We start from the raw sequence: 22,767 nt of genomic DNA on the forward strand, positions 1-22,767 counted from the left end.
ATATGAGATTTCGGGATGAAGTATACTTTTACTTAGGTGATGATGACATTATGGATTTATTTTTCCCATTGACTTTGGAGGATAAAAATGAAAAGTATTCTAGCTGACTTGTATGAAGGCAAATTGCATCCCGATGAAACGATCATGCCCATTGACCCTGAATACCGCCGGAATAACAGAGAAATCTCCAACACCCCATAGAGGCGTGTAAAAAGACATTCTCCGAAAGCGATTTTAAATTGCTGGAGGAGGTATTGGACCTGTATGGAACCTCTCACTCCATGCTCAATTCGGCATCCTTTGTAGAGGGCTTCAAAGTGGGGGCTTTAATGATGATCGAGGTTTTTGCGGGGAAAGAGGAAGGGGGGAATAAAATATAAAATACGGCATGTATATTGCACTCTACAAATTACCAATATAAAATAAGCTTCTGTTCGATATAGGCATTTTGTCATATAATGATAAAGTTAAATTCCATCATAACAGGCTATGACATTATAATAGAGTTACAGGGGAGTGCCGCGGCAACGACTGAAAGAAAGCAGTAGAGGACATTTTAATCAAAATACTCCTAAGGAAACGGAACAATGGAAGGGCAGCATCCTGCTGATTTCCCATGAACCGGAATTCTACCGCGATGTGGCCACTGAAACCTGGAACTGCGAATCGTGGACGACGAAGGTGTTTTAAAAGCTGTTTTTGCGCAGCTTTGCATACAGAGATACCCTGCAGCTTCAATGGTTCTTGCAACCGTTGAATAGCTGTCGGGGTATTTTTTTGTGAAAAAAATCTTATTGTATAACTTATTATATGGTTTATAATAAGTCCCGAGATAATACTGCGGCTACATTAACTTAAGCTTGGGTGGTGAAACGGAATGGGCGTGAATGCGCTGAATCTGAAGCAGAGCAATGTGTATACCGTCCTTTGGACGCTGTGCTCCTGCAAAACCTCCACAAGGCTTTGGCCCGCATGACGGACCTTAGCTTTGCCACAGTGGGAAATATCCTGAACGCTCTTGTGGAAACCGGGGAGGTGCTATTGGGGGAACAGGTTGCTTCCGCAGGCGGCAGACCGTCGCAAACCTATACCTTCAATGCTGAATATGCCCATGTGCTGGCCGTGTCTGCCCGGGTGCAGCATGGAGCGCATACGATTCAGGCTTGTGTGGGCAATTTGTACGGCGAGGTGGTTTGGGAAACACGGCAGAGCTACGACACCATCCAGCTGGCGAGCCTGGAAGCGGTGGTGGAGGCGTATTTGCGCCAATACCCAACCATCCGTGTGATGTCCTTTGCCCTGCCCGGTGTGGAACATAACGGCCGGATTCTCATCAACGACTATAAGGAACTGGTCGGAGTCCCGTTTCAAGCACATTTTCAAGAGAAATATAATCTGCCAGTGATTGTGGAAAATGATGTGAACGCAGCGGTGCTGGGCCATTGCCGGGAAAGGGAGACGCCGTCTGTTACAGTGGGCATCGACTGGTTGGCAGTGGATTACGGGAATCCCGTGGAAATCGGCAGCGCCATAACCCGCCTGATCGGCATGCTCTGCGGAATCCTAAATCCGGACCAGGTGGTGCTGTATGGGGATTTTCTGTCTCTGCCCGTGCAGGAAAGCATCCGGCAGGAGATTCCCTCCTTGGCAGTCCGGGATATCTTCCCTTCCCTGAACTATACCAGTGACCTGAACACGGACATTATTGCCGGGCTTATAAAGCTGGCGGTTTCCGTTTATCAGCAGAATGTGTTCGGGAAGAATCACTAGGAGCTGCACCGTAGTCTCCAAGCAGAAAGACAACTTCTGAGTAAAGCAGGCGATGATACATGATTTTTCTGGCCTTAATCTATCTGGCGTTTATTAGCTTGGGATTGCCGGATTCACTGCTGGGGTCCTCCTGGCCCATGATGAACCAAGAATTTGGAGTACCCGTAGGCTATGCGGGCTCTGTCTCCATGATTATCTCCGGCGGCACCATTGTGTCCAGCCTGTTCTCCCACCGGCTGATCCAGCGCTTCGGGACCGGCAGGGTGACAGTAGTCAGTGTGGCCATGACCGCTGTGGCGCTGCTGGGCTTTTCTGTATCGCCGTCGTTTTATTGGCTTCTGGCTCTGGCGGTTCCTCTTGGTCTGGGGGCAGGGGCGGTGGATTCGGGCTTGAATGAATTTGTAGCGGAGCATTACGAGGCCAGGCATATGAACTGGCTGCACTGCTTCTGGGGAGTGGGCGCCATGCTGGGGCCCGTTCTGATGGCGGCGCTGGTGCAGGGAGGACATCATTGGAGAAACGGCTACTCCGCCATTTCTCTGATCCAGTTCGCGCTGGTAGTGCTGCTGCTGTTTTCCTTGCCCATGTGGAAAAGGTACGAGACTCCGTCTCTCGGACACGTGGAAGAAGCTCTTACCGGCAAACAAGAGCAGGGACTGCTTGCGCCGCTGCGGGCAAAAGGGGCCGTCTTCGCCATGCTGACCTTCTTCCTGTATACCTCCATCGAGGCATCCATGATGCTGTGGGGAGCCAGCTACCTGGTTAATGTCAAAGACATCCTGCCGGAACACGCGGCGGGCTGGGTCTCCTTATTCTTCCTGGGCATTACCGCCGGGCGGATGCTGAGCGGCTTCGTCTCTATCAAAGCAAGCAACGAAGCGTTGATCCGCCTGGGAACGGTACTCATTATCGCGGGGATTGTCCTGATGCTGCTTCCGCTGCCCACCTGGGTAACTATTGGCGCATTTATCATGATCGGGCTGGGGCTGGCCCCCATCTATCCGTCCATGCTGCACCAAACCCCGGTCTATTTCGGCAAAGCCAATGCCCAGGCCACCATGGGCCTGCAAATGGCCTTCGCCTACACCGGCACCACCCTGATGCCGCCCCTCTTCGGGCAAATCTTCGCCCGTGTATCCTTCTCGCTGATGCCATACGTCCTGCTCATTTGCAGCACAGGCCTGCTGGCCAGCACCATGATCCTGGCCGCGTTGGCGAAGGACAGAGGTGTGGGGGCGAGGGAGTAGTTTTTAACAATAGCGCGTCAAATAAAAACCGTCCTTGATGAAGGGGAGGAGTTATCTCCAGTTCTTCAAAAGGGGCAGTTTTTGATGTAGCGGCAATCACTCAACTAGAACGGTTGGGATTGTCTGTGACCTATTATCTGGCAGTCCAGATTCTGTTGGCCGCAACTTGCATATATTGAAAGGATGATAAATGGGGAGGGACCGGCTTGAGCAAATCAGCGGATAAGGCAAATGGAGTATCGGTTATTGTATGCACCAATCGCCCGCAGTTTTTTCATAACATCCTGAGAAATTTCCTGAATCAGCGGTATGCCCATAAGGAATTGATTATCATCCTGAATAAGGACAGCATGGATGTGCGGCAATACCGGAACAAAATACGCGCCTATCCCCGGATCTCCGTGTATCAGGTGCCGGAGAAAATTTCATTGGGACAATGCCTGAACTGTGGAATTGCCAAAGCCAGGCTGCCGCTAATCGCTAAGTTCGATGATGATGACTACTATTCGCCCTTTTATTTGAGGGAGCAGGTCAAGGCGCTGCGGCGCACCAAAAGCGATATCGTGGGCAAGCATGCCTCGCTCGTGTACCTGGAAGCGAGCAAGAAGCTGATTATCCGGTCGCCTGGCGAAGCGAACAAGCAGGCGCATTTTGTGCAGGGTGGCACATTACTGTTCACCGGACGAGTGTCCAGGCAGGTGCGGTTTCCCGATCGTTCTCTGGGGGAGGATGTGGCGTTCCTGAAGCAGTGCCGCGACAAGGGATATGAAACCTACGCCACATCCCCTTACAATTATGTATACATGCGCAGGGAAAATAAAAGGAGCCATACCTGGAGGGTGCCGGACCGCTTCTATCTGAGAGGCAGCAAGCCGGTTGCCCATACGGTCCGCTACCGTTCCATCGCCGTCCGTTATTGCCGTTGAGACTGGAAGCTCTGAGGTGCCGGGGAATGCTTCCAATGAAAGCTGGCTGAAGAAAATTGGCTATGCTTCTCCGTCTGAGACCTTGGAGCAGTTGGAGGATGTGCTGGCAAATTCCGTAATAATGATCCTGACGGCTTTTCTCAAGCTACACTACGGATATCAAGCTTACGCAAGCGCAAGAAGCCGATTCTAAACCATCGGCTTCTTTTAGCGCTGCTCTGCAACTTTAGCCGCGGAATTCAATCAGCTCGCCATCGGGTCCCTGGAAAACGACTCTTTTCCAGCCGACCTCCTGCGGTGTTCTGGGGCTTGGGATATGAGGCTCCTTTACGACCGGTATGCCGGCGGCCGCCAGCCTGGCATAATCCGCATCGAAATCATCGCTAATCAGGCAGAAGTGGTAGCCTTTGTTCTCTGTTTCGATGGTCCACTGCTCCATCTCCAGGACGGTATCTCCCAATTGAAGGTACACCACTTTTTCGATTTCCGGCATTCCGGGTACATCATGTTCAAAGTATTTCCTGAATCCGAAATTCTCCTCATAAAAGGCAACGGATCTGGCCCGGTCCTTCACCGAAAAAGCAACATGGTCTATCCGCGTAAACATAGGGGCATCCTCCTTTAATTTATTTTTGCTTTGATCTGCAGCACAACCCAATTGGAAGGGCTGGTGTTATAGAAGCCGTGAGTCTCACCGTTGGGTGAAAAAAGAATATCCTTTTCCTTCAGCAGGAAATCCTCATTATTGATCCTGACCGTCCCTTCGCCGGAAACCACATAAAACACTTCGTCTATATCCGCGTGCTTATGATCCGGTGTGGATTGTCCCGGCGTATAGAGCAACAGTCCTGTATCCAGCAGCCCCTCTTTCAAAATGGCTTTGCGGGAGCTTTTGTTATTGGCGAAATCAAGCATGTTTTCGATATTGCTTTTTTTCAAGCTGCACACCTCCTCTCTGTTGGAATCTACGATAAGGCCAATACTTACTTTTCGCAAGAAGGCACTATTTTGTGCTATACTGACCAAAAAGTAAGTAATGGACATCATGATGGTTAGGAGCCAATAACATGCCTTGTGATCAATCTTGCCCCATCGAGCATACCGTGAATTTGATTGGACATAAGTGGAAGGTGCTGATTCTAAGGAATTTGTTTAACCAAGGCACGCAACGATTCAGTGAGCTCAGCAAGGGAATCAGCGGTATAAGCCAAAAAATGCTGACCCAACAGCTCCGGCAACTGGAGCACGACGGAATCATTCAGCGGACTGTCTATCCGGAGGTGCCACCCAGGGTAGAATATGATCTTACGGAGCTGGGACAATCGTTAAAGCCCATATTGGAGGAAATGAACATGTGGGGAAAGGAGCATATGAAGCGGAGCGGCCAGGGGCAGTAAAACTGCAAGGAGATATAGTTTTATAGAAAATACGCAAATGGTTGCAGGAAGCTGACAGCAGAACTTCATGTGCAAACTCGATCATGGAAGGTTCTTTTTTGGGTAAAATATCCTTGATTAATTTAAAGGGAGGTGATGCCCATGACCACTCAACACGTACCCAATAGATTAGCCAAGGAAAAGTCGCCGTATTTGCTGCAACATGCTCACAATCCGGTGGATTGGTTTCCTTGGTCGGAGGAGGCTTTTGACAAAGCCAAGCAGGAGAACAAGCCTGTTTTCCTGTCCATTGGCTATTCCACCTGTCACTGGTGTCACGTTATGGAACGGGAGTCCTTTGAGGATGAGGAAGTGGCGGGGCTGCTGAATGCGCATTTTGTTGCGGTGAAGGTGGACCGGGAGGAGCGGCCCGATGTGGATCATGTGTACATGTCGGTGTGCCAGGCCATGACCGGGCAGGGCGGGTGGCCGTTGACGGTGCTGCTGGCGCCGGACCGGACGCCTTTTTTTGCCGGGACGTATTTTCCCAAACGCCGGAAGTATGGCCGGGTGGGTCTGATGGAGCTGCTGGCTCAGGTGGCAGAGAAATGGGAGGCGGACCCGGAAGGGATGGCGGCTATCGGCACCCGGGTGGCGGAGCAAACCCGGCAGCAATTGGGCGAGCATAGCCAGGGCCAGGTTCACACCGGGCTGCTTCAGCATGCCTATGAGCTGTACAGCAAGAACTATGAACCCCAATACGGAGGCTTCGGCCGGGCGCCCAAGTTCCCTTCCTCCCATAATCTGTCTTTCCTGCTGCGGTACCATTACCGGACGGGGGATTCCTATGCTCTGGAAATGGTGGAGCATACCCTGCAGGCGATGTACCGCGGCGGCCTCTATGACCATGTGGGCTTTGGCTTTGCCCGGTATTCCACGGATGAGAAATGGCTGGTGCCCCATTTTGAGAAGATGCTCTATGATAACGCCCTCCTGGCTATGACCTACACGGAAGCCTACCAGATTACCGGGAAACCGGAGTATGCCAAGGTGGTAGAAGAGATTTTCACTTACGTGCTGCGGGATATGACCTCTCCGGAGGGGGGCTTTTATTCGGCGGAGGATGCGGATTCGGAAGGGGAGGAGGGACGTTTTTATGTATGGTCTCCCCCGGAAATTGCCGAGGTGCTGGGCGAAGAGGACGGAGCCCTCTATTGCAGGGTTTATGATATTACTCCCCTGGGAAATTTCGAGGGGCACAGCATCCCGAATCTGATCGAAACCGGCAGCTTGGAGCACGCGGCGGAGGAGCTAGGTTTGGACGCTGCCCAACTGAAGGAGCGGCTGGAGGCCTGCCGCCGGAGGCTGTTCCAGCAACGGGAGAAGCGGATTCATCCCCACAAGGACGACAAGATCCTCACTGCGTGGAACGGGTTGATGATTATGGCTCTATCCAAGGGAGCCAAGGCCTTAAACCGCAAGGAATATGCGGAGGCTGCGGAACATGCCGCGGCATTCCTGAAGGCCAAGCTCCGGCGAGAGGACGGGCGTCTGTTGGCCCGGTACCGGGATGGAGAGGCGGCTTATCTTGGGTATGTGGACGATTATGCTTTTTTAGTGTGGGGGCTGATCGAGCTGTATGAAGCCACCTTCAGGCTGGACTATCTCAAGGATGCATTGGAATTGAATGAGGAGATGCTGAGGCTGTTTTGGGACGGGGAGGAGGGAGGGCTGTTCTTCAATGGAACAGATGGGGAGGAGCTGTTCGCCCGGCCCAAGGAGCTGTATGACGGGGCGATGCCCTCCGGCAACTCCGTGGCGGCCCAGAACCTGGTCCGCTTGGCCCGGCTTACAGACGCGGAGGCTCTGACGAAACGGGCAGAGGCCCAGCTCACTGCCTTTGCCGGCACGGTGATGGGGTATCCCCCCGGCTTTGCCATGTATCTGCTGGCAGCCGATCTTCACCTCTACCCGGGACGGGAAGCCGTAGTGGCCGGAGCGGCAGGCGCCGCGGATACGGAGGCATTGGCAGCAGTATTGCGGCAAGCCTACCGGCCGGATACCGCCTTGATGCTTCATCCCGCAGGGGAGGCGCATGAAGCGGAAGCCCTTCTCCCGCTGACAGCCGGGAAGGACCCGGTTGCAGGCAAAGCCGCCGTGTACATCTGCGAGAACTTCGCCTGCCAGGCTCCGGTAACCGATCCGCAGCAGCTTCTGCAGGCTCCGTAAGTTCTTTCTCCAGGAATGCCGCATAAAAAAGCCACTTGGGGCCTTTTTGCCGGAGAGGGAACATCATGAGGCCGCCAAAGCCCTAAAAAAACAGCAAATACCGCGGGGTATGCTTTTTGTAGTCCAGGTAGGCCGATCCGAACAGGCCGGGCAGGAGCTTTTCCTCCTGGAGGATTTGCAGATGGAGGATCAGGATGCAGCATATGGCGGCAAGGAAGATGACCACATTCGGCATGGCCAGCGCGCTGCCCAGATACAAGAGGTCAAAGCCGACGAAGGCGGGATTCCGGCTGATCCGGTACACGCCTTGAATGACCATGACGGTTTGCTGGTTTTCCTCCACGCCTGCCCGCCAGTTATCCTTCATAGTGGCGAGAGCGGCGATGAAAAAGGCGACGCCGATCACCATCAGGAATACCCCGGTGGACCGGACATCCTTTGGCAAAGGAATGCCAACGAGATAGCGGGACAATCCGGAGCTGCCGTACTGAATGACGGCCATTCCGTAGGTGGCCGCCAGCACGGCCATTTCCACCCGCATGGTTTTCACCGGTTTTTGCCCTCTGGCCAGCCGGTTGGTGCGGATGCCTTGTTTGGCAAGCAGCACCTGCTTATAGAAGTAAGCCAGGTAAAACAGGGTCATGCAGATTACAGCTGCAATTTCATGGATCATGAGTTTGTCTGCTTCCTCCATTCCCATAACATAGAACAGCCCATCATGGGGAAAAACGCGCTTGTTAAGCTTGAGCGTTCCCTCCGCCAATGATGGGCTGTATGGCTTTCGCCAAAAAATGAACGATGCGGTTCTATTCCGGACGGATGGTTATTTATTCTGCAGAATGGTTTCCCAGAAGGCTGGGTCTTCCTGGCCGAGCCGCCAGGCTGCTACGCCCGCCAGGTCATATTTTTTCGCCAGCTCCAGACGGGCTTGCACGCTTTCCTGATTTTCCAGCCAAAAGACCCGCTTATTGCCGTCATCCCCGACGTACTCCACCTTGTATTGGTTAAAGGTTTTGTCCCAGGTGGAGACGGTAGGCCTCGATGCCATCAAGGCCTTCAAATCCCGGGAATACAAGGCTTTGTTCCCCAGAAGTCCGCCCTTGGCATCCAGCGTCCACTCCCGCACATAGAAGGGAATGCCCAGGATCAGCTTGTCCCGGGGGATGCCGTAGGACAGGAACTCTTCGATACCTTCTTCCACCCATTGCAGTCCTGCAACGGAGCCGGGCACCGTGCTGCCGGAATAGTGCTGGTCGTAGGTCATGGTGATGACATAATCCACGATGCCGCCCAGCTTCTCATGATCGAAGGCGGTGAGATGATTCCACTTGACGCTGCCGCGGGGCAGGTCTACGGAAATTTTGAGCCCTTGCTGATGGGCCGCAGCGGTCAGATTGGTGATAAAGGTGGTGAAGGCCGCCCGGTCCTTGCCGTTCAGGCTTTCAAAGTCCACGTTGATCCCGTCCACCCGGAGCTGGGCGCACTTGGCCACCAATGCCGAGATGAAGCGGGCTTGGGCATCCTTGTCCGCCAGGAACTGGGTGGTCAGGGCGCTGTCGAACTGGTTGCTGACCAAGGGATGGACCTGGTAGCCGCGGCTGCGCAGAAGCTCCACGGTCTCCTTGCTGGAGGCATCCTTCAGCTTGCCCGTCGCATCCTCCAACGTGAACCAGCTGGGTGAGTCCACATCGAGCCCCATCAGATTGGAGGTCTGGGTGTCAATGGTATTCTTGGCGGAGGAGCCGTTCCAGCTCCATACCTGAAGCGTGCGGAAGTTGTTCCAAAATTTCATGCCTTCCCGGCTACGGATGGAGGCATTAGCATAATAGGAGGCGTAGCTCAAGGCGTCGCTCAACTTGTTATATTCGCCGATCAGATTGCTGTTCTGGTATACAGTATAGGTTGGATAATTATTCCAGATAATGTTGCCGTTCAATCGGATGGAGGAATGCCCCCACAACCGGGCGTAATCTGCCGCTTCATCCAGGCTGACAAACTCGTCCAGGAAAGTTTCGTTCTGATACACCTTGTATTCCTTGAAGTTAGTAAAGACGGTTTTCTTGTCTGAAATGCGGACAATCTGCGAGCCGCCCCATTTCAGAGCTTCGTTTACCGCATCCTCCAGATAGGCAAAACGCCAGCCGTCCTGGGAGTAGGTTCCCTGGTAGACCTGATAAACCGGCTGGCCACTCCTAAGCTCCGTCTTTTCCTTGGCGCTCAGGTTGTCCCATACCCAGTGGTTATCCGACAAGTCGATGATATGAGCGCCACCCCACTTGCGGGCTTCGGCAATGGCCGCATTCAGAGTGGTGAAGGACCAGCCATCCAGAGTGTTATCCCCCTGATACACCCGGTAGCGGGGATAGTTGTTCCATACCCAGCCGCTTCCCTGCAGGTCGCGGATGCTGGATATTCCCCATTTGGAGGCTTCGGCAATGGCTTCCTCCAGCGTGCGGAAAGCGCCGTTGGGAAGGGCGTAGCCCAATTGATACACCTGGTAGCGGGGATAGTTGTCCCACTTCCATGCCCCGGTGCTGATTTCTTCCACACGGCTGGCATAGAAATATTGGGCGTAAGCAACCGCTTGCCCATAGTCGGAAAATTCCTTGACGGGCTGGTCAAACTGGTAGACCCGGTATTTCGTGGTTTTGTCCGCCGCATATCCCTGGGAGGGGGCCAGGAAGGGAACGGCAATGGCGCAGGCCAATGAAACAGCTAATCCTTTATACATCCAATTCCTCATGCGTCACTCCTCTTTCTGCCAGTTTCTACTCTATTAAACGGTAGATTGATAGATTTGTTGCGCAGGAAGATTTGGAAATTCTTTGTCATTGGCAAAAAGACTCCTTACGTCCGCGAAAACATGAAGGCCGGTAGACAGAATTGATGCGGTTTCGCAAACGATGTACTTTTGTTAAAATAGGGTTATTGGTTTCAGGATAGGACGGTGAGCACATGGGGAATATTGGATATGCCGACGCATACGTAACTTATTTGGCACATTTCCATGGGACCAGGGATTATTTTGAATGCCATGAGCTTCTGGAGGAGCACTGGAAAAAGGAGCAGGACCCTCAGCTGAAGGAGGTCTGGCATGGGCTTATTCAGGTGGCGGTATCCCTGTATCATGAACGCCGCGGCAATCTGCCCGGAGCACGGAAGATGCTGGAGCAGGCCATTCTCCATCTGACCCGTGTCAGTCCGGAGATAGCGGGACTTGACCCCGGCAAGCTTCTGGAGCTGCTCCGGGCCCGGTACGCCTCATTGGCGCGGGAACAGGAGCAGCCGGGGGAGCGGCGGTTTCAGGATATGGCGTTGCCTTTTATAAACGGCGAGCTGCTGCGTAAAGCGATGGATGTGTGCAAGGCCTGGGGCTGCCAATGGGGAAGGCTGAGTCCCCTGAATGAGGATATGCTGGTGCATCGGCATCTTCTCCGGGACCGGGCGGATGTGGTGACGGAAAGGGCCAGGCAGCTTGCAATCCGCAGGCAAACCCGACAGGACTTGGCAGAGAGGGATGGCGTATGAACGGAGTTTCGGGCATTAAAGTTCTCATCGTGGATGATGAGCCGAATATTGTGGAGGTCATCCGGCTGTATGCGGAGCATGTGGGGTATAAGCCCATTGTGCTGCATTCCGGCAAGGATGTGGTCAAAACGGTAGAGGAGGAGCGCCCCGATCTGGCGGTGCTGGATGTGATGCTGCCGGATATCAGCGGGTTTGATCTGTGCCGCGGCATCCGGGCGCTGCCCGAGCCGATGAATGAGCTGCCGATTATTATGCTGACGGCCAAGGGAGAATCCATCGACAAGCTGCGGGGGTTCAATCTGGGTGCGGACGACTATATGGTGAAGCCCTTCGATCCCAATGAGCTGGTGGCGCGGATGAAGGCGATTTTGAAGCGGGTAAAAAGCCCGAACCACCGCAAGGAGGCCAAGCAGCCTGAACGGCGGGTGCTGGAATACCCCGGGCTCCTGGTGGATTTGGAGCAGTATAAAGTGTCGGTGGACGGGGAACGAGTGGAGCTGACTCCCAAGGAGATTGAGCTGCTCTATTTTATTGCGTCCACGCCGGGGAGAGTGTATACCCGGGAGGAGCTTTTGGAGCAGGTCTGGAAGTTCGACTTTGCCGGAGGCACGCGCACCGTTGACGCCCATGTGAAGAATATCCGCAAGAAGCTGGGCGCTTATCCGGCCTGGACCATCCAGACCCTGTGGGGAATCGGGTATTCCTTCGAGGTGGAGCGGGTATGATCCGGAAGCTGCGGCAAAGCCTGTACCTGAAATTGTTTTTGTCCTTTTTGGCCACATGTATTTTGTTTTTTCTGGCTCTGGCCGTGTTCTGGAGCAATTATTTCTCGGATTTGTTCTATAAGGACAAGAAGCAGCTCTTGGTAGACCGTTCGTCGGATTTGATGCAAGTGGCCAAAAGCTATCAGGAGGGCAGCTTCTACAGCCGGGAGCTCAGGATCTCCATGCGGCTTATCTCCCGCAGCTTCAACGGCCAAATCTGGATCATGAATCAGACGGGCGCGATTATTTACAGCACCGATCCGGCCACGGAAGGGCAAACCCTGCCCAAGACGCTGCAAAGCGCCTTCAGCAAAGCCCTGAGCAACAACCGGGATTTCTTCGTCGAGCATCTGCCGGTTGGAGGGCCGGGGCGGCCAGACGGGCCTGGCGAACCGGCTCCGGAGCGGCGGAGCAGCTTTCTCATCTATTATATGCCCCTCCAACTGAACGGGGAGCCCACAGTGGCATTCTTCTATACGCCGGTAGAGGATATCACCGATGTGGTCAATGCGGTGCGGTGGAATATCTGGGTGCCGCTGATTTTCTCACTTATAGCCGTTGGCCTGATCTTGTATATTATCAGCCGGAAGCTGGCGCGGCCTCTGCAGGAGATGAACCGGGCCTCCCTGGCTGTGGCGGAGCGGAATTTTGCCATTCGGGTTCCGGAGGGTTCAGATGATGAAATCGGCCAGGTGGCCAAAAGCTTCAATATTATGATTGAAGAGATGGAACGGTGGGAGGGTTCGCGGCAGGAGTTTCTGGCTAATGTCTCCCATGAGCTGCGTTCGCCGTTGACGGCCTTGCGGGGCATGATTATGGCTATGAAGGACAATGTGATTCCCCCGGACAAACATGCCCGCTATCTGGATATTTGCGATATGGAGGTGCAGCGGCTGGGACGGCTGGTGGACGAGCTGCTGGATCTGGCGCGGATTCAGAACGGGTCGGATGTATACCGCTTCGAGCCGGTGCCGGTTATGAAGAAAACCCGTGAGGTGCTGGAATTGATCGCGCCCACCGTCAAAGCCAAGGGTCTGGTGCTGGAGGTGCGGGAGCCGGAGGCGGAGGAGGAGCGCCGGGCGCTGGTCAGATTGGACCCGGACCGGTATGCCCAGATTCTCAACAACCTGCTGCATAATGCCATCAAGTTTACCCCGGAGGGCAAGCGCATTACGGTGCAAATGCGGGTTTGGGCCGGGGAATTCGAGGTCAGCGTGGCCGACACCGGCAAGGGAATGACAGAGGAGGAGATCAAGCGGATCTGGGAGCGCTTCTACAAGGCGGACCCTTCCCGCGCAGGCAAGGACGGGGGCGGGACCGGACTGGGGCTTACCATCGCCAAGCATCTGGTCAACGGTATGGACGGGCATATTGCGGTGAATAGCGCCTTGGGGGCGGGAACCGTATTTACGCTGCGTTTTCCCTTGGCCGGCCATTCATGATTTTATTTCACATCTTTTTTACAAATCATGCATACCTGCTTCAAAGTTGTCCGCTATCCTGACGGTATCGTCAGGATTTTTTTGCGAAAATGCTGTATTCGAAGGAGATTTGTCTTGGTTGAAACTGGAGGACAAGGGGGGCCGGATGTGCGGAGGAACAGCTACATAAAACCTGTTTGCCTTCTCGTTTTGGCTGTCTGCGGACTGCTTGCGGTGGTCGGCTGTGCGAGCCAAACGGAATCCCGGCTTGCCCAGGCCGTATATCCGTCCCCTTCCGGAGCTTCGGCTACGTCATCAGCCCTTGAGCCGATTCAAAGCCTGCCGGAAGCGGATATGGTCCAGTTCTTTCATTTTCTGTTGGAAATGGATGACAAACCGAAGACAACCCTGACCAAAATGCAAGCGGAGGCGGTGCTGCCCTTAGTCAGACAGAATGTGGAAAAAGGAACCATGAACGAGGATGATAAAAAAGCGATCCTGCGTCTTTTCGGCGATGAGCAGATGGCTTTTTACACCCGTTGGGCCAATCGGGGGGCGGCTCCCGAAGCAGGCAAACCTCCCGAAAGCGGCAGGGATGGCGGTCTTACGGATGAGGAATGGCAGCAATGGAAGCAGGATTGGATGCACCTGCACCGGGCGGATGAGGCCCGGCCGGACCGCCCTGCACCGGAAGCATCGGGTTCACCCGGCGCCTCGATTTCCCGCAGCCCGGATGGCGCTGACCCGGGAGGCTGGGCGGCCGGGGAAAAGAATGTGGAGCAGCTGCTTATGGAGCGGCTGGAACAAAAGATCGAGCTTTGACAATTGGACATGACGGACAATCGCGGTGGTTTAGGAGGCGGAAGAATGAACTGGTTAAAACGAAATAAACGATGGCTGCTCATCGCCCTGGTTCTGGTGGTCTGCGGGGGCGGGACCTGGCTCTATCTGGGCCAGCGGGAGGCCTCGGGAAGCAGCAAGGATACGGAGCTGACGGCCAAGGTAACCAAGGGAACGATCAAATCCTCCGTATCGGGGACCAGCCAGCTTCAGCCTGTGGAGACGAAGACAATTCAGGCTCCGCAGGAAGCGGTGATTGAGAAGATCAACCTGACCAAAAACATGGACGTGAAGGAAGGAGACGTGCTGGTTGTTCTGACCAGCGCCACTCTGAACAACAACATGTCCAAAGCGCAGGCCACTTTGGCTACCTTGAAGGCGGAACTGGACGATATTGCCGATCAGATGAATTCCCTGCAAACCGTATCTCCCATCAATGGTGTTATTACACTGGCCAGCGGTTTGGATGCAGGCGTGGAATTGAACCGCAAGGCGAAGATTGGCACTGTGTCGGATAACACCAAGCTGGTGGTTACCCTGCCCTTTTTGATGGAGGATGCACAGCAATTTCACGAAGGGGATTCTGTGGAGTTGACCATTGACAGCTTCATGATGACCAAAAGCGGGAAGGTCACCAGCATTGGCAAGGACCCTAAGCCGGACCTGAAGGGAAACCGCCTCTTGGATGTGGAAATTACGGTGGAGAATGATGCCACCATGGATGCCGGCTTGAAGGTAACCGGCAAGGTTGCAACAAGCACCGGCACGGCTGAATCCAAAAAGGAAGGGACGCTTGCTTATAGCCAAACAGTCAATATTCTCGCAGGCGTCTCCGGCACTATTGAGCAGCTGAATGTCAAAAGTGGAGATTATGTGCAGGCTGGACAGCTGATTGCGGTGATTGCCAATCCAAGTATCAATAACGACTATTTGAACAAAAAGACCAGCTATGACCAGCAGCAATTGAGCATCGACACGCTGCAGGAGCAACTGGATGCGTTGACCATCAAGGCTCCCTTCGACGGTGTGTTCTCTACCGACTTTGTTAATCAGCGGTTTAACGTGCTGACCTCTCTGGTTCCCGGCACCAAGGTGACCAGCGCCACCCAATTTGGCGGCGTGGCCAGTATGAAGACCATGACATTAGGGATTCAGGTGGATGAATTGGATTTGCCGAATATTAAGACGGGCATGTCGGTAAATGTCAGCGTTGACTCGGTCAAAAATAAAACCTTTAAGGGAGAAGTCACTCAGGTATCCACTGTTGGTACTACGACGAATGGCGTTACATACTACGATGTGGTCGTGACGGTATCCAATCCCGACGGATTAAAATACGGGATGACGGCTACCGGAGAAATTCTCATCCAGAACAAGGAGAATATTCTGATGATCCCGCTGGAGGCTCTGCAAACCAGAGCCGGGAAATACTACGTGAAAATTAAAAATGATGACGGCACCTATGAAGAACAGCATGAAGTCAAAATCGGCATCCGCAGCAAGACCAATGTGGAGATAACCGAAGGAGTCACTGAGGGACAAACTGTGGTTATTCCTATTCAGACCAAGACTCAAACCATGAGCTCCAGCGATGTTCAGAGGCTGCGTGAACAATTCCAGCAAGGCGGTCAAAACGGCCAGATGCCCGGCGGCGGCCAATTTGACCCTGCCATGATGCAGCAGTTCCAGCAAGGTGGCGGTGGAGGCGGCACCAGAGGCGGTGGCGGTAGCGCCGGTACGGGCGGTGGTCAGCGTTGAGCGGTACACAAACCAATATTATTGAGTTGACTAATATTGTGAAGACGTACAAGCGGGGAGCAGAGGAGCTTCATGTTTTGAGGGGGATCACCCTTCATGTGGAAGACGGAGATTTCGTCGCCATCATCGGCCCCAGCGGCTCAGGCAAATCGACTCTCATGAATACCATCGGTCTTCTTGATATACCCACCTCTGGCAGCTATGTGCTGGACGGTGTGAATACTCTGGGGCTCTCCGACAATAAAATGGCCGAGCTGCGCAATCATAAGATCGGTTTTATCTTTCAGCAGTTTAATCTGCTTCCTCGGCTGACGGCACTGGAGAATGTGGAGCTTCCGATGATCTATTCTGGCATGTCCCGGGCGGAACGACGGAAAAGCGCCTTGGATATGCTGGACAGCCTGGGGATGAAAAGCCGTGCAGGACACCGGCCCAGCGAGCTGTCCGGCGGCCAGCAGCAACGGGTTGCCATTGCCCGGGCACTTGTCTCCAAACCCTCGCTGCTGCTGGCGGATGAGCCTACTGGTGCGTTGGATTCGAAAACGGGCAAAGAAGTGCTTGAGCTTATGCTGGAATTGAATAAACGGGGCAATACCATCGTCCTCATTACCCATGATTCTGGAATCGCCGAACATGCCAGTCGTGTGGTAGCCATCCGGGACGGAGAACTGATCAGCGATCACCGCAATGATGGCAGGCAACAGCAGCAAGTTAAGCGGGACGAGGCGGTGTTGAAATGAAATTGTGGGAATTAGTCCGCATGGCACTTCGCACGGTGGTTTCCAATCCCATGAGATCCATGCTGACCATGCTGGGGGTAATCATCGGCGTAGGCTCGGTGGTGGCGCTGGTGGCCATCGGTCAAGGCTCAACTGCCAAGGTGAACGAGGAGATTTCGAGCTTGGGCACCAACCTGCTGGTGGTCAACGTAGAAAATAGCGGTCGGGCGACACAACTTGATTACAGTGAGCTGATGCAACTGGAGCAATTTCCCGAATTTAACTGGGTGGCGCCCACGATCACCAAGACCAGTGCCAATATTAAATACGACCGCACCAAGTCATCCAGCTATACGGTAGTGGGCACCAATGATCGCTATGGCAGTGTAAATATGGTAACGGTGTCCAGCGGCAGGTTCATTTCCGAGGCGGATCTGGAATTCCGCAACAATGTGGTGGTGCTGGGCAGCGATGTGGCGAAGACCTTCTTCGGCTTTCTGGATCCGGTGGATCAGGAAATTAATATTGATGGTGTCGTGTTTTCCGTGATCGGGGTTATGGCCCCGAAGGGAAAGAATATTACGGATACCTCCGTTGACTCCATGGTGGTGATGCCTTTAACCACTGCCCAACGGCAGTTCAAGCTGGGGAGTCTGAAAACGACTTATTTGGAGGCGGCTTCCAAGGATGATGTGGAGACGGCGGAAACTACATTGAAGCAATATCTGTACTACAAATTTAAATCCGAGAGCGGTTATACCATTCTCAACCAGAATGAAATGATGAAAACCCAGGAAGCCGTAGCAGCGCAGATGTCCTATATGCTTGCGGGCATCGCGGCAATCTCCCTGCTGGTCGGCGGGATCGGCATTATGAATATTATGCTGGTTACGGTAAGCGAACGGACCAGGGAGATCGGAATCCGCAAGTCCATCGGGGCCAAACGGAGGAATATTCTGTTCCAGTTTCTGGTGGAATCCATCGTGCTTAGCGGTCTGGGAGGTTTGATCGGACTTCTCGTCGGCATCGGCATTTCGTATGGGATCGAATACTTCAACAGCTCCATGCCCACTCAGGTTTCCCTATGGGTGAGCCTGGCCGCATTTTTGTTCAGCGTGCTGGTCGGAGTGCTCTTCGGATTGTATCCGGCCAACAAAGCATCCAAGCTGCGGCCGATTGATGCCCTCCGTTTCGATTAAGGAGCTGCGAGAACAGCAGATACAGCAAGCTTTTTAGGAAGCCCACAGGAGGTTGGACCCATTGACGAAAACTCGACTATTCAGCAAACAGAAACGGCTTTGGAGCGGCGCATTGGCTCTTGTCCTCGCCCTAGCCATGCTTCTCCCGGTATGGGGGAATAAGGCGGAGGCCGGCAAGGAAGGCGTATTCCTGGATTCCAACGTGTACTACACCCTGGAGAAGGTCCAGCTGTCCGCCGGAAGCGACAAAAGCTCTTTCCGCTTTACAGTGGAATTGGTGAATGATTCGGATTATGTAGTGGATATGAATCAGTACGGGGTAGCGGTCAGAGATGACAGCGGCAACCGTTACGGAGTGGAGCTGACAGAGAAAATCAGCTCCCGGGTTCCTGCCCATAGCGCCAAGCAGGTGAAGTACTCCGCCAAGCTCCCCGCCAGCATTAGCCTGGATCAGCTCAAGGTGGAGATTTATGCGTGGGATATGAAGGTCAGCGGGTATATCCGCTCCATCGGCATGCTCTCTGTGGCTGCCGCGGCGGAAGCCAGCCAAACGGCAAACCCCTCCGCCATTGTAGCATTGGGCGAAGTCGACAGCTCTTACGCCACCGATGCTCTGGTGAACTTTGAATTGCAGCGGGCATACCATGCGTATGCCAAGGACAACTGGAATGTGTACGCCGAAATGACCGTTGAAAATCTGGGGACAGGCAGCTTCAAGCTCCCGTCCGCCCTTCAGGTCGGGCTTAAAAACGAAGAGGGCTTAACCTTTAGCGGCTCCGTTGTACACGGCGGCGACGTGATGCTCCTTCCCCATCAGAAAGCGTCGGTGGTACTGGAATTCCCTGTAGGGGATCTGTCCCTGAACGGTGCCCTGTCCATCGATTTCAGCAAGAAGGCAACTACAACCTCGGCGAACAGCGGCAGCAATGCATCCACAGGAACCACCGGCACAACCGCAAGTGGCTCCGCTGCCTCCAGCTCCGGCACCGCCACGGTTCTGGAATCCATGTCCATCAACGGATTCATTGCCGCTTATAACCAAGGCGAGCTTCAAGCCGATTCCTCCAACCGCAGCGGACTGACTGCAACTGTTGAATCGGTGAATGTGTCGCCCCGCGCGGACGGCCTTTATGCGGAAAGCGTCTATACCCTTAAGAATGACAGCAGCAGGGCTGTCAGTGTGCCTGCTTTGACCGCTTTTTATCAATCCAATGGCAGCACCTTGACTGTTGCCGCCGAGGATTCCGCCTCCCATCCGGATTATTTGGCCCCGGGAGAAAGCACCTCTTATTATTACAGCGGAATTCTGCCTACCGGCATCGACAGCTCTGCCGTACAGCTGGTTGTGATGGAGGCCAAATCCGCCTCCGTCAGTGTCCCGGTGTTTGTGGCCAATCTGCCTGCCGATGCCGGAAATACCGGAGCTCCAGTGGAAGCCGGAAGCTCTGTCTATGCCACCTCTATCGGCAAGCTGGAAATTCACCTGAACGCATCCTACCGTCTGAAGAGCGGCACCGGGGATGACATTCTGATGAGTGAGGTTCAGGTGGTGAACCCGCAAACACAATCCGTTAAGCTTCCCGCTCTCTACGGCGGCTACTATGACGGCAAGAATACGGTGGACGCTACAGTGAAATACGTTCAAACCTCCGCATACATCAATGCCGGACAAAAAGCGACCTTATATGTATTCGCAACTGTCCCCTATGATATGGAAATGTCCTCCGGCAAGCTGATTCTCGGCGAAGGCACGGAAAGCGGTGGAACCGTCACGAAGAAAAAGGAATGGCTGCGGGTCAATTATATGCTGCAGGATGAAGCCATTTCTACCGTGACCTTGAACAATACCTGGATGGTCTCTGATCCCAGCCGCGTCTCTACCGGCGCTGTTGTGGAAGTGAAGACGTACGAAAGCTTAACCAAGGGTGATTCCAGCGAAACTGCAGTAGTGCGGATTAACCAGAAGAATCTAATGACCAGAAGCGGCAATGTGATTCCTTACTCGGGCTATATCCAAGCCTCCAACGGAGAGGTTTATGAGCTGACATCCTCATCTGTAACTACCGGCAAGCTGAACAAGGACGGCCAGGCTATGATCACCTTGTATGCCACTCTTCCGTTCGGCGTGTTGGACAAAAATGCTACAGTGGTATTCGGACCGCAAATTACCGACGAGGCGTTCTCTCCTCCCCACAAGTATCAATATGCGGTATCCTCCAACCAGCCGGGACCGCTCAACGGAGAGAACTGGGTTATTAACGAGTCCATTTTCCCCTTCAATATCAAAATAGGAGCCATTAACAGAACCTACACCTCCAGCGGATATGCGTTTAAATTCCGGTATATGCAGGAGAAACTGAGCGATACGCTGCATGTATCCACCAACCGCTTCCTGTATTTTAAGGTGTTGGATTCGGATGGCACGGTGGTAAAAACCGTTGAGATACCGCTGGAAGGCACAGGCGCCTTTGAAAGCTCCGATGATACCACAGTCCTTCAATCTCTAACCGTTCCTGTTTCCGATATTAAGGATTCGGATGCCTTTATGGAAAGCAACACCATCGAGGTGTACGAAAAGTTCGAGAACGGAATTCGCTATATCGGAGAACTGACCTACGGCTCCTAAAAACCGGGACAGCTTCCGGAAGCAATGTCCAGCCGGTGAGGCGGAACACGTGACGAGGCGCATGTTTGCTCTGCGCCTCGTCGCTTCCGTTTGTCAGTTGCCTCCGATTAACGGAGCCGGATCATTTCAACGGGGAGGAAGCTCAAAGATGAACGTTCACTGCAAAAAACTGTCTTCACTGTTAGTCGCGTTTCTGCTGACCGTTCCGCCGGCAGTTTCCATGGCTGCTGAAAGCACCGTCACTATCGCGGATATCCACGCCAGTCCGGTAACTGCCAACAAGGTATTCCGGGATGTCGGCAATCACTGGGCTGCCAATGCCATTTACAGCATGACCCAATATGGAATTATTAGCGGTTATGACGAAAATATCTTCAAGCCCGGAAACAGCATTACCCGGGAGGAGCTTTCCGCACTGCTGGCAAGGTCCTTTTCTTTGGAATGGGCCGATATGCCGGAAGTGACGTCGTATCAGGATGTCCAGCCTGACCGGTGGTCCGCTTCCTATATTGAAGCGGTTAAAGGGATTTTCCCTGATCCTTCCATTAAAGAAGCATCTGCCGAATTTCTTCCTGCGGCTGCGGTAACCCGTGAGGAGTTCGCCGTGGCTCTGGTGAAGGTGATGGGATACTCCCCGCAGAAGCTGCAAAATCCCGACATTCTGAGCACCTCCTTCCGGGATGTGGACAAAATTACCGAAGCTTACCGCAATGATATCGCACTGGCGGTGGAGTTGAAGCTGGTGCAGGGCCAATCTGGCAATATGTTTGCTCCTCAGGCTCTTATCAGCCGGGCGGAAGTGGCAAGTCTGCTGTACCGGGCCATTCAGCTGTCGGTCCAGGAAGAAGCGGATTTACTCAAGATAGTCACACTCAGTATTCCTGAACAAACAGCCAACGGAACCTTTGAAATATCCGGTTCTGCTCCGTCAGGAACCATCGTGGTGATAAACGGATTGGCTGCTAAGATGGAGGCGGACGGAAGCTTCCGGATGCCATTGCGGATGGGTCAGGAAGGCACGTACAATATCGTGGCTGCTGTGACCGTTCCCCAGCAACGGGTGCGATTTATCCGCAAAAAAATTACGTATCAATTGGCTGATCCCCAAATCAGCGTGTTTGGTCTGTCCAGTGTTGTCACGAAAAACAATGTCGAATTAACAGGCAAAGTGAGTGATCCTGCTTCGGAGCTGCTGCCTGTCTTTTACATCGGTGATGAGGAAGTCAGCTTGAACAAATATGGAGAATTCTACAAAAAAATGGATTTGGAGGAGGGGAACAACACTTTTGTGTTGAAGGCGGTAACGAATAAAGGCAGATTCGCTACAGTCACAAAGGTAGTCAAGTTCTCCCCGCCTGCACCTGTGCTGACCATTAGCGATATTGCGAAAACTACCAAATCCAGCACTATTACTGTCAGTGGTACTGTGAAAGATATAAATGACGAGGATGTGGAGGTATATCTGAACGGGGAATATTTGGATGTGGATGATAATCTCGGTACATTCTCCAAAACTTTTACTCTCAGTAACGGGCCCAATACCATAACTGTTTCAGCTCAAAATAAATATTCCAAGATCAGCACTGTTGTCAAAACTATCGAGCTGACCTTCGATTAATAACCAAGAATCCTAATAAGCATAAGCGCCCCCGTTCGGGCCTGGAGATTTCAATCTCTCAAGCCGCCATGGGGGCGCTTTGTGTTAAAGGTTTAGTTCGTAAATGTGTCCTTTACGGACGAATCCTCCGACAGCACATCCAACCTTCCGGTGGTGGGGTCCATGATGAGTCCGTGGACGAGAATTTCTTTGGGCAGGAGGGGGTGGTTCTTGATCAGGGAGACGCTCTTGACCACACCCTCCTGCACCTGGCCGAAGCCGGTGAGCCAACGCACCAGGTCGATGCCGGAGTGGGCGATGGTTTCCAGAATTTCCGGGCGGATACCCCGCTCTTTGGCCTTGGCCAGCACCTCCCCGGAGCTCAGTCCCGTCATGCCGCAATCGTAATGGCCAACCACAAATACTTCGGTCGCCCCTAGCTCATACACGGCCACCAGAATGCTGCGCATGATGCTCCCGAAGGGATGGGAGACGATGGCGCCGGCGCATTTGATGATCTTGGCGTCTCCGTTGCGTAGATTCATGGCTTTGGGCAAAAGCTCTACCAGACGGGTATCCATGCAGGTCAGGATGACGATTTTCTTGTCCGGGAATTTGTCGGTGACATATTCCTTGTATCGCCCTTCTTGCACAAAGGTTTGATTATGGTTCAGAATGTCCGTGATTCGCGACATGGCAAGCCTCCCAATGCATAATTATACAATACCTATTCACATATTTTAATGAGTATTCTATCACAGATCGCG

The 22,767-nt window shown here is 53.4% G+C and carries 21 protein-coding genes and 1 pseudogene; 17 read left to right on the forward strand and 5 right to left on the reverse strand.

Annotated features, from left to right (window positions below; genetic code table 11):
* Nucleotides 1–87: 87 nt before the first annotated feature.
* The 6 genes and pseudogenes from DQG13_RS31855 to DQG13_RS09960 all read left to right on the forward strand — a co-directional run bounded on the left by DQG13_RS31855 (nucleotide 88) and on the right by DQG13_RS09960 (nucleotide 3,943).
* Nucleotides 88–201 carry a DUF6809 family protein gene (locus DQG13_RS31855; RefSeq protein ID WP_397333957.1) on the forward strand — a complete coding sequence of 38 codons (114 nt, stop codon included), beginning with the start codon at nucleotides 88–90 and terminating at the stop codon, nucleotides 199–201.
* 38 nt (nucleotides 202–239) lie between these two features.
* Nucleotides 240–380, forward strand: a complete 141-nt coding sequence (locus DQG13_RS31860; protein ID WP_397333958.1) for a DUF6809 family protein — start codon at nucleotides 240–242, stop codon at nucleotides 378–380.
* Between the two features lie 202 nt (nucleotides 381–582).
* A pseudogene (locus DQG13_RS31480) lies at nucleotides 583–690 on the forward strand (hypothetical protein); the annotation flags it as partial.
* Nucleotides 691–972: 282 nt separating this feature from the next.
* On the forward strand, nucleotides 973–1,770 hold the full coding sequence (locus DQG13_RS09950; RefSeq protein WP_113019605.1) for an ROK family protein: 798 nt from the start codon (nucleotides 973–975) through the stop codon (nucleotides 1,768–1,770).
* A 59-nt stretch (nucleotides 1,771–1,829) separates the two neighbouring features.
* On the forward strand, nucleotides 1,830–3,017 hold the full coding sequence (locus DQG13_RS09955; RefSeq protein ID WP_113019606.1) for an MFS transporter: 1,188 nt from the start codon (nucleotides 1,830–1,832) through the stop codon (nucleotides 3,015–3,017).
* 206 nt (nucleotides 3,018–3,223) lie between these two features.
* Nucleotides 3,224–3,943: a glycosyltransferase family 2 protein gene (locus DQG13_RS09960; RefSeq protein WP_113019607.1), complete on the forward strand. Its 720-nt coding sequence runs from the start codon at nucleotides 3,224–3,226 to the stop codon at nucleotides 3,941–3,943.
* A gap of 226 nt (nucleotides 3,944–4,169) precedes the next feature.
* Here DQG13_RS09960 and DQG13_RS09965 read toward each other — a convergent pair whose 3' ends face one another.
* The gene (locus DQG13_RS09965; protein WP_113019608.1) at nucleotides 4,170–4,550 is read right to left on the reverse strand and encodes a VOC family protein; all 381 of its coding nucleotides are present in this window, start codon (nucleotides 4,548–4,550) and stop codon (nucleotides 4,170–4,172) included.
* 14 nt (nucleotides 4,551–4,564) lie between these two features.
* A complete protein-coding gene (locus DQG13_RS09970; protein ID WP_113019609.1) occupies nucleotides 4,565–4,882 on the reverse strand; it encodes a cupin domain-containing protein in 318 nt (105 codons plus the stop codon).
* Nucleotides 4,883–5,010: 128 nt separating this feature from the next.
* Here DQG13_RS09970 and DQG13_RS09975 point away from each other — a divergent pair, with 128 nt between their 5' ends.
* A complete protein-coding gene (locus DQG13_RS09975; RefSeq protein ID WP_113019610.1) occupies nucleotides 5,011–5,340 on the forward strand; it encodes a winged helix-turn-helix transcriptional regulator in 330 nt (109 codons plus the stop codon).
* Between the two features lie 141 nt (nucleotides 5,341–5,481).
* On the forward strand, nucleotides 5,482–7,548 hold the full coding sequence (locus DQG13_RS09980; protein ID WP_113019611.1) for a thioredoxin domain-containing protein: 2,067 nt from the start codon (nucleotides 5,482–5,484) through the stop codon (nucleotides 7,546–7,548).
* 82 nt (nucleotides 7,549–7,630) lie between these two features.
* Here DQG13_RS09980 and DQG13_RS09985 read toward each other — a convergent pair whose 3' ends face one another.
* Together DQG13_RS09985 and DQG13_RS09990 are read right to left on the reverse strand one after the other, a co-directional pair.
* Nucleotides 7,631–8,221, reverse strand: coding sequence for a methyltransferase family protein (locus DQG13_RS09985; RefSeq protein ID WP_181592676.1), 591 nt, complete (start codon nucleotides 8,219–8,221; stop codon nucleotides 7,631–7,633).
* 150 nt (nucleotides 8,222–8,371) lie between these two features.
* Nucleotides 8,372–10,291, reverse strand: a complete 1,920-nt coding sequence (locus DQG13_RS09990; RefSeq protein WP_258525604.1) for a glycosyl hydrolase family 18 protein — start codon at nucleotides 10,289–10,291, stop codon at nucleotides 8,372–8,374.
* 212 nt (nucleotides 10,292–10,503) lie between these two features.
* On the opposite strand from DQG13_RS09990, the gene DQG13_RS09995 reads away from it, so the two are divergent.
* The 9 genes from DQG13_RS09995 (at nucleotide 10,504) to DQG13_RS10035 (ending at nucleotide 22,021) form a co-directional block, all read left to right on the forward strand.
* The gene (locus DQG13_RS09995; protein ID WP_113019613.1) at nucleotides 10,504–11,076 is read left to right on the forward strand and encodes a DUF309 domain-containing protein; all 573 of its coding nucleotides are present in this window, start codon (nucleotides 10,504–10,506) and stop codon (nucleotides 11,074–11,076) included.
* Nucleotides 11,073–11,801 carry a response regulator transcription factor gene (locus DQG13_RS10000; protein WP_113019614.1) on the forward strand — a complete coding sequence of 243 codons (729 nt, stop codon included), beginning with the start codon at nucleotides 11,073–11,075 and terminating at the stop codon, nucleotides 11,799–11,801. Before DQG13_RS09995 ends, DQG13_RS10000 begins: the two co-directional genes overlap by 4 nt.
* On the forward strand, nucleotides 11,798–13,282 hold the full coding sequence (locus DQG13_RS10005) for a sensor histidine kinase (protein WP_113019615.1): 1,485 nt from the start codon (nucleotides 11,798–11,800) through the stop codon (nucleotides 13,280–13,282). Before DQG13_RS10000 ends, DQG13_RS10005 begins: the two co-directional genes overlap by 4 nt.
* A gap of 114 nt (nucleotides 13,283–13,396) precedes the next feature.
* On the forward strand, nucleotides 13,397–14,083 hold the full coding sequence (locus tag DQG13_RS10010; RefSeq protein WP_146767133.1) for a hypothetical protein: 687 nt from the start codon (nucleotides 13,397–13,399) through the stop codon (nucleotides 14,081–14,083).
* Nucleotides 14,084–14,128: 45 nt separating this feature from the next.
* Entirely contained in the window at nucleotides 14,129–15,859 is a 1,731-nt protein-coding gene (locus tag DQG13_RS10015; RefSeq protein WP_181592677.1) for a permuted SH3 domain-containing protein, read from the forward strand.
* A complete protein-coding gene (locus DQG13_RS10020; protein ID WP_309472226.1) occupies nucleotides 15,856–16,599 on the forward strand; it encodes an ABC transporter ATP-binding protein in 744 nt (247 codons plus the stop codon). Before DQG13_RS10015 ends, DQG13_RS10020 begins: the two co-directional genes overlap by 4 nt.
* Complete coding sequence (locus DQG13_RS10025; protein ID WP_113019618.1) at nucleotides 16,596–17,777, forward strand: ABC transporter permease; 1,182 nt, start codon at nucleotides 16,596–16,598, stop codon at nucleotides 17,775–17,777. The genes DQG13_RS10020 and DQG13_RS10025 overlap by 4 nt, the downstream gene beginning before the upstream one ends.
* Before the next feature lie 61 nt (nucleotides 17,778–17,838).
* Entirely contained in the window at nucleotides 17,839–20,403 is a 2,565-nt protein-coding gene (locus DQG13_RS10030; RefSeq protein ID WP_146767135.1) for a hypothetical protein, read from the forward strand.
* A gap of 148 nt (nucleotides 20,404–20,551) precedes the next feature.
* Nucleotides 20,552–22,021 (forward strand): S-layer homology domain-containing protein, encoded by a 1,470-nt coding sequence (locus DQG13_RS10035; protein WP_181592678.1) that lies wholly within the window; start codon nucleotides 20,552–20,554, stop codon nucleotides 22,019–22,021.
* A gap of 92 nt (nucleotides 22,022–22,113) precedes the next feature.
* Here DQG13_RS10035 and DQG13_RS10040 read toward each other — a convergent pair whose 3' ends face one another.
* Nucleotides 22,114–22,695, reverse strand: coding sequence for a beta-class carbonic anhydrase (locus DQG13_RS10040; protein ID WP_113019621.1), 582 nt, complete (start codon nucleotides 22,693–22,695; stop codon nucleotides 22,114–22,116).
* Nucleotides 22,696–22,767 lie beyond the last annotated feature (72 nt).

Origin of the sequence: Paenibacillus sp. YN15 (genome assembly GCF_003285005.1) — a bacterium.
Classification (GTDB): Bacteria; Bacillota; Bacilli; order Paenibacillales; family NBRC-103111; genus Paenibacillus_AR.

Excerpts from the sequence above, each read along its gene's own strand:
- DQG13_RS31855 (WP_397333957.1), top strand. The coding sequence starts at position 88 with ATGAAAAGTATTCTAGCTGACTTGTATGAAGGCAAATTGCATCCCGAT.
- DQG13_RS09950 (WP_113019605.1), top strand. The coding sequence starts at position 973 with ATGACGGACCTTAGCTTTGCCACAGTGGGAAATATCCTGAACGCTCTT.
- DQG13_RS09955 (WP_113019606.1), top strand. The coding sequence starts at position 1,830 with ATGATTTTTCTGGCCTTAATCTATCTGGCGTTTATTAGCTTGGGATTG.
- DQG13_RS09965 (WP_113019608.1), bottom strand. The coding sequence starts at position 4,550 with ATGTTTACGCGGATAGACCATGTTGCTTTTTCGGTGAAGGACCGGGCC.
- DQG13_RS09975 (WP_113019610.1), top strand. The coding sequence starts at position 5,011 with ATGCCTTGTGATCAATCTTGCCCCATCGAGCATACCGTGAATTTGATT.
- DQG13_RS09980 (WP_113019611.1), top strand. The coding sequence starts at position 5,482 with ATGACCACTCAACACGTACCCAATAGATTAGCCAAGGAAAAGTCGCCG.
- DQG13_RS09985 (WP_181592676.1), bottom strand. The coding sequence starts at position 8,221 with ATGATCCATGAAATTGCAGCTGTAATCTGCATGACCCTGTTTTACCTG.
- DQG13_RS09990 (WP_258525604.1), bottom strand. The coding sequence starts at position 10,291 with ATGAGGAATTGGATGTATAAAGGATTAGCTGTTTCATTGGCCTGCGCC.
- DQG13_RS09995 (WP_113019613.1), top strand. The coding sequence starts at position 10,504 with ATGGGGAATATTGGATATGCCGACGCATACGTAACTTATTTGGCACAT.
- DQG13_RS10000 (WP_113019614.1), top strand. The coding sequence starts at position 11,073 with ATGAACGGAGTTTCGGGCATTAAAGTTCTCATCGTGGATGATGAGCCG.
- DQG13_RS10005 (WP_113019615.1), top strand. The coding sequence starts at position 11,798 with ATGATCCGGAAGCTGCGGCAAAGCCTGTACCTGAAATTGTTTTTGTCC.
- DQG13_RS10015 (WP_181592677.1), top strand. The coding sequence starts at position 14,129 with ATGAACTGGTTAAAACGAAATAAACGATGGCTGCTCATCGCCCTGGTT.
- DQG13_RS10025 (WP_113019618.1), top strand. The coding sequence starts at position 16,596 with ATGAAATTGTGGGAATTAGTCCGCATGGCACTTCGCACGGTGGTTTCC.
- DQG13_RS10035 (WP_181592678.1), top strand. The coding sequence starts at position 20,552 with ATGAACGTTCACTGCAAAAAACTGTCTTCACTGTTAGTCGCGTTTCTG.
- DQG13_RS10040 (WP_113019621.1), bottom strand. The coding sequence starts at position 22,695 with ATGTCGCGAATCACGGACATTCTGAACCATAATCAAACCTTTGTGCAA.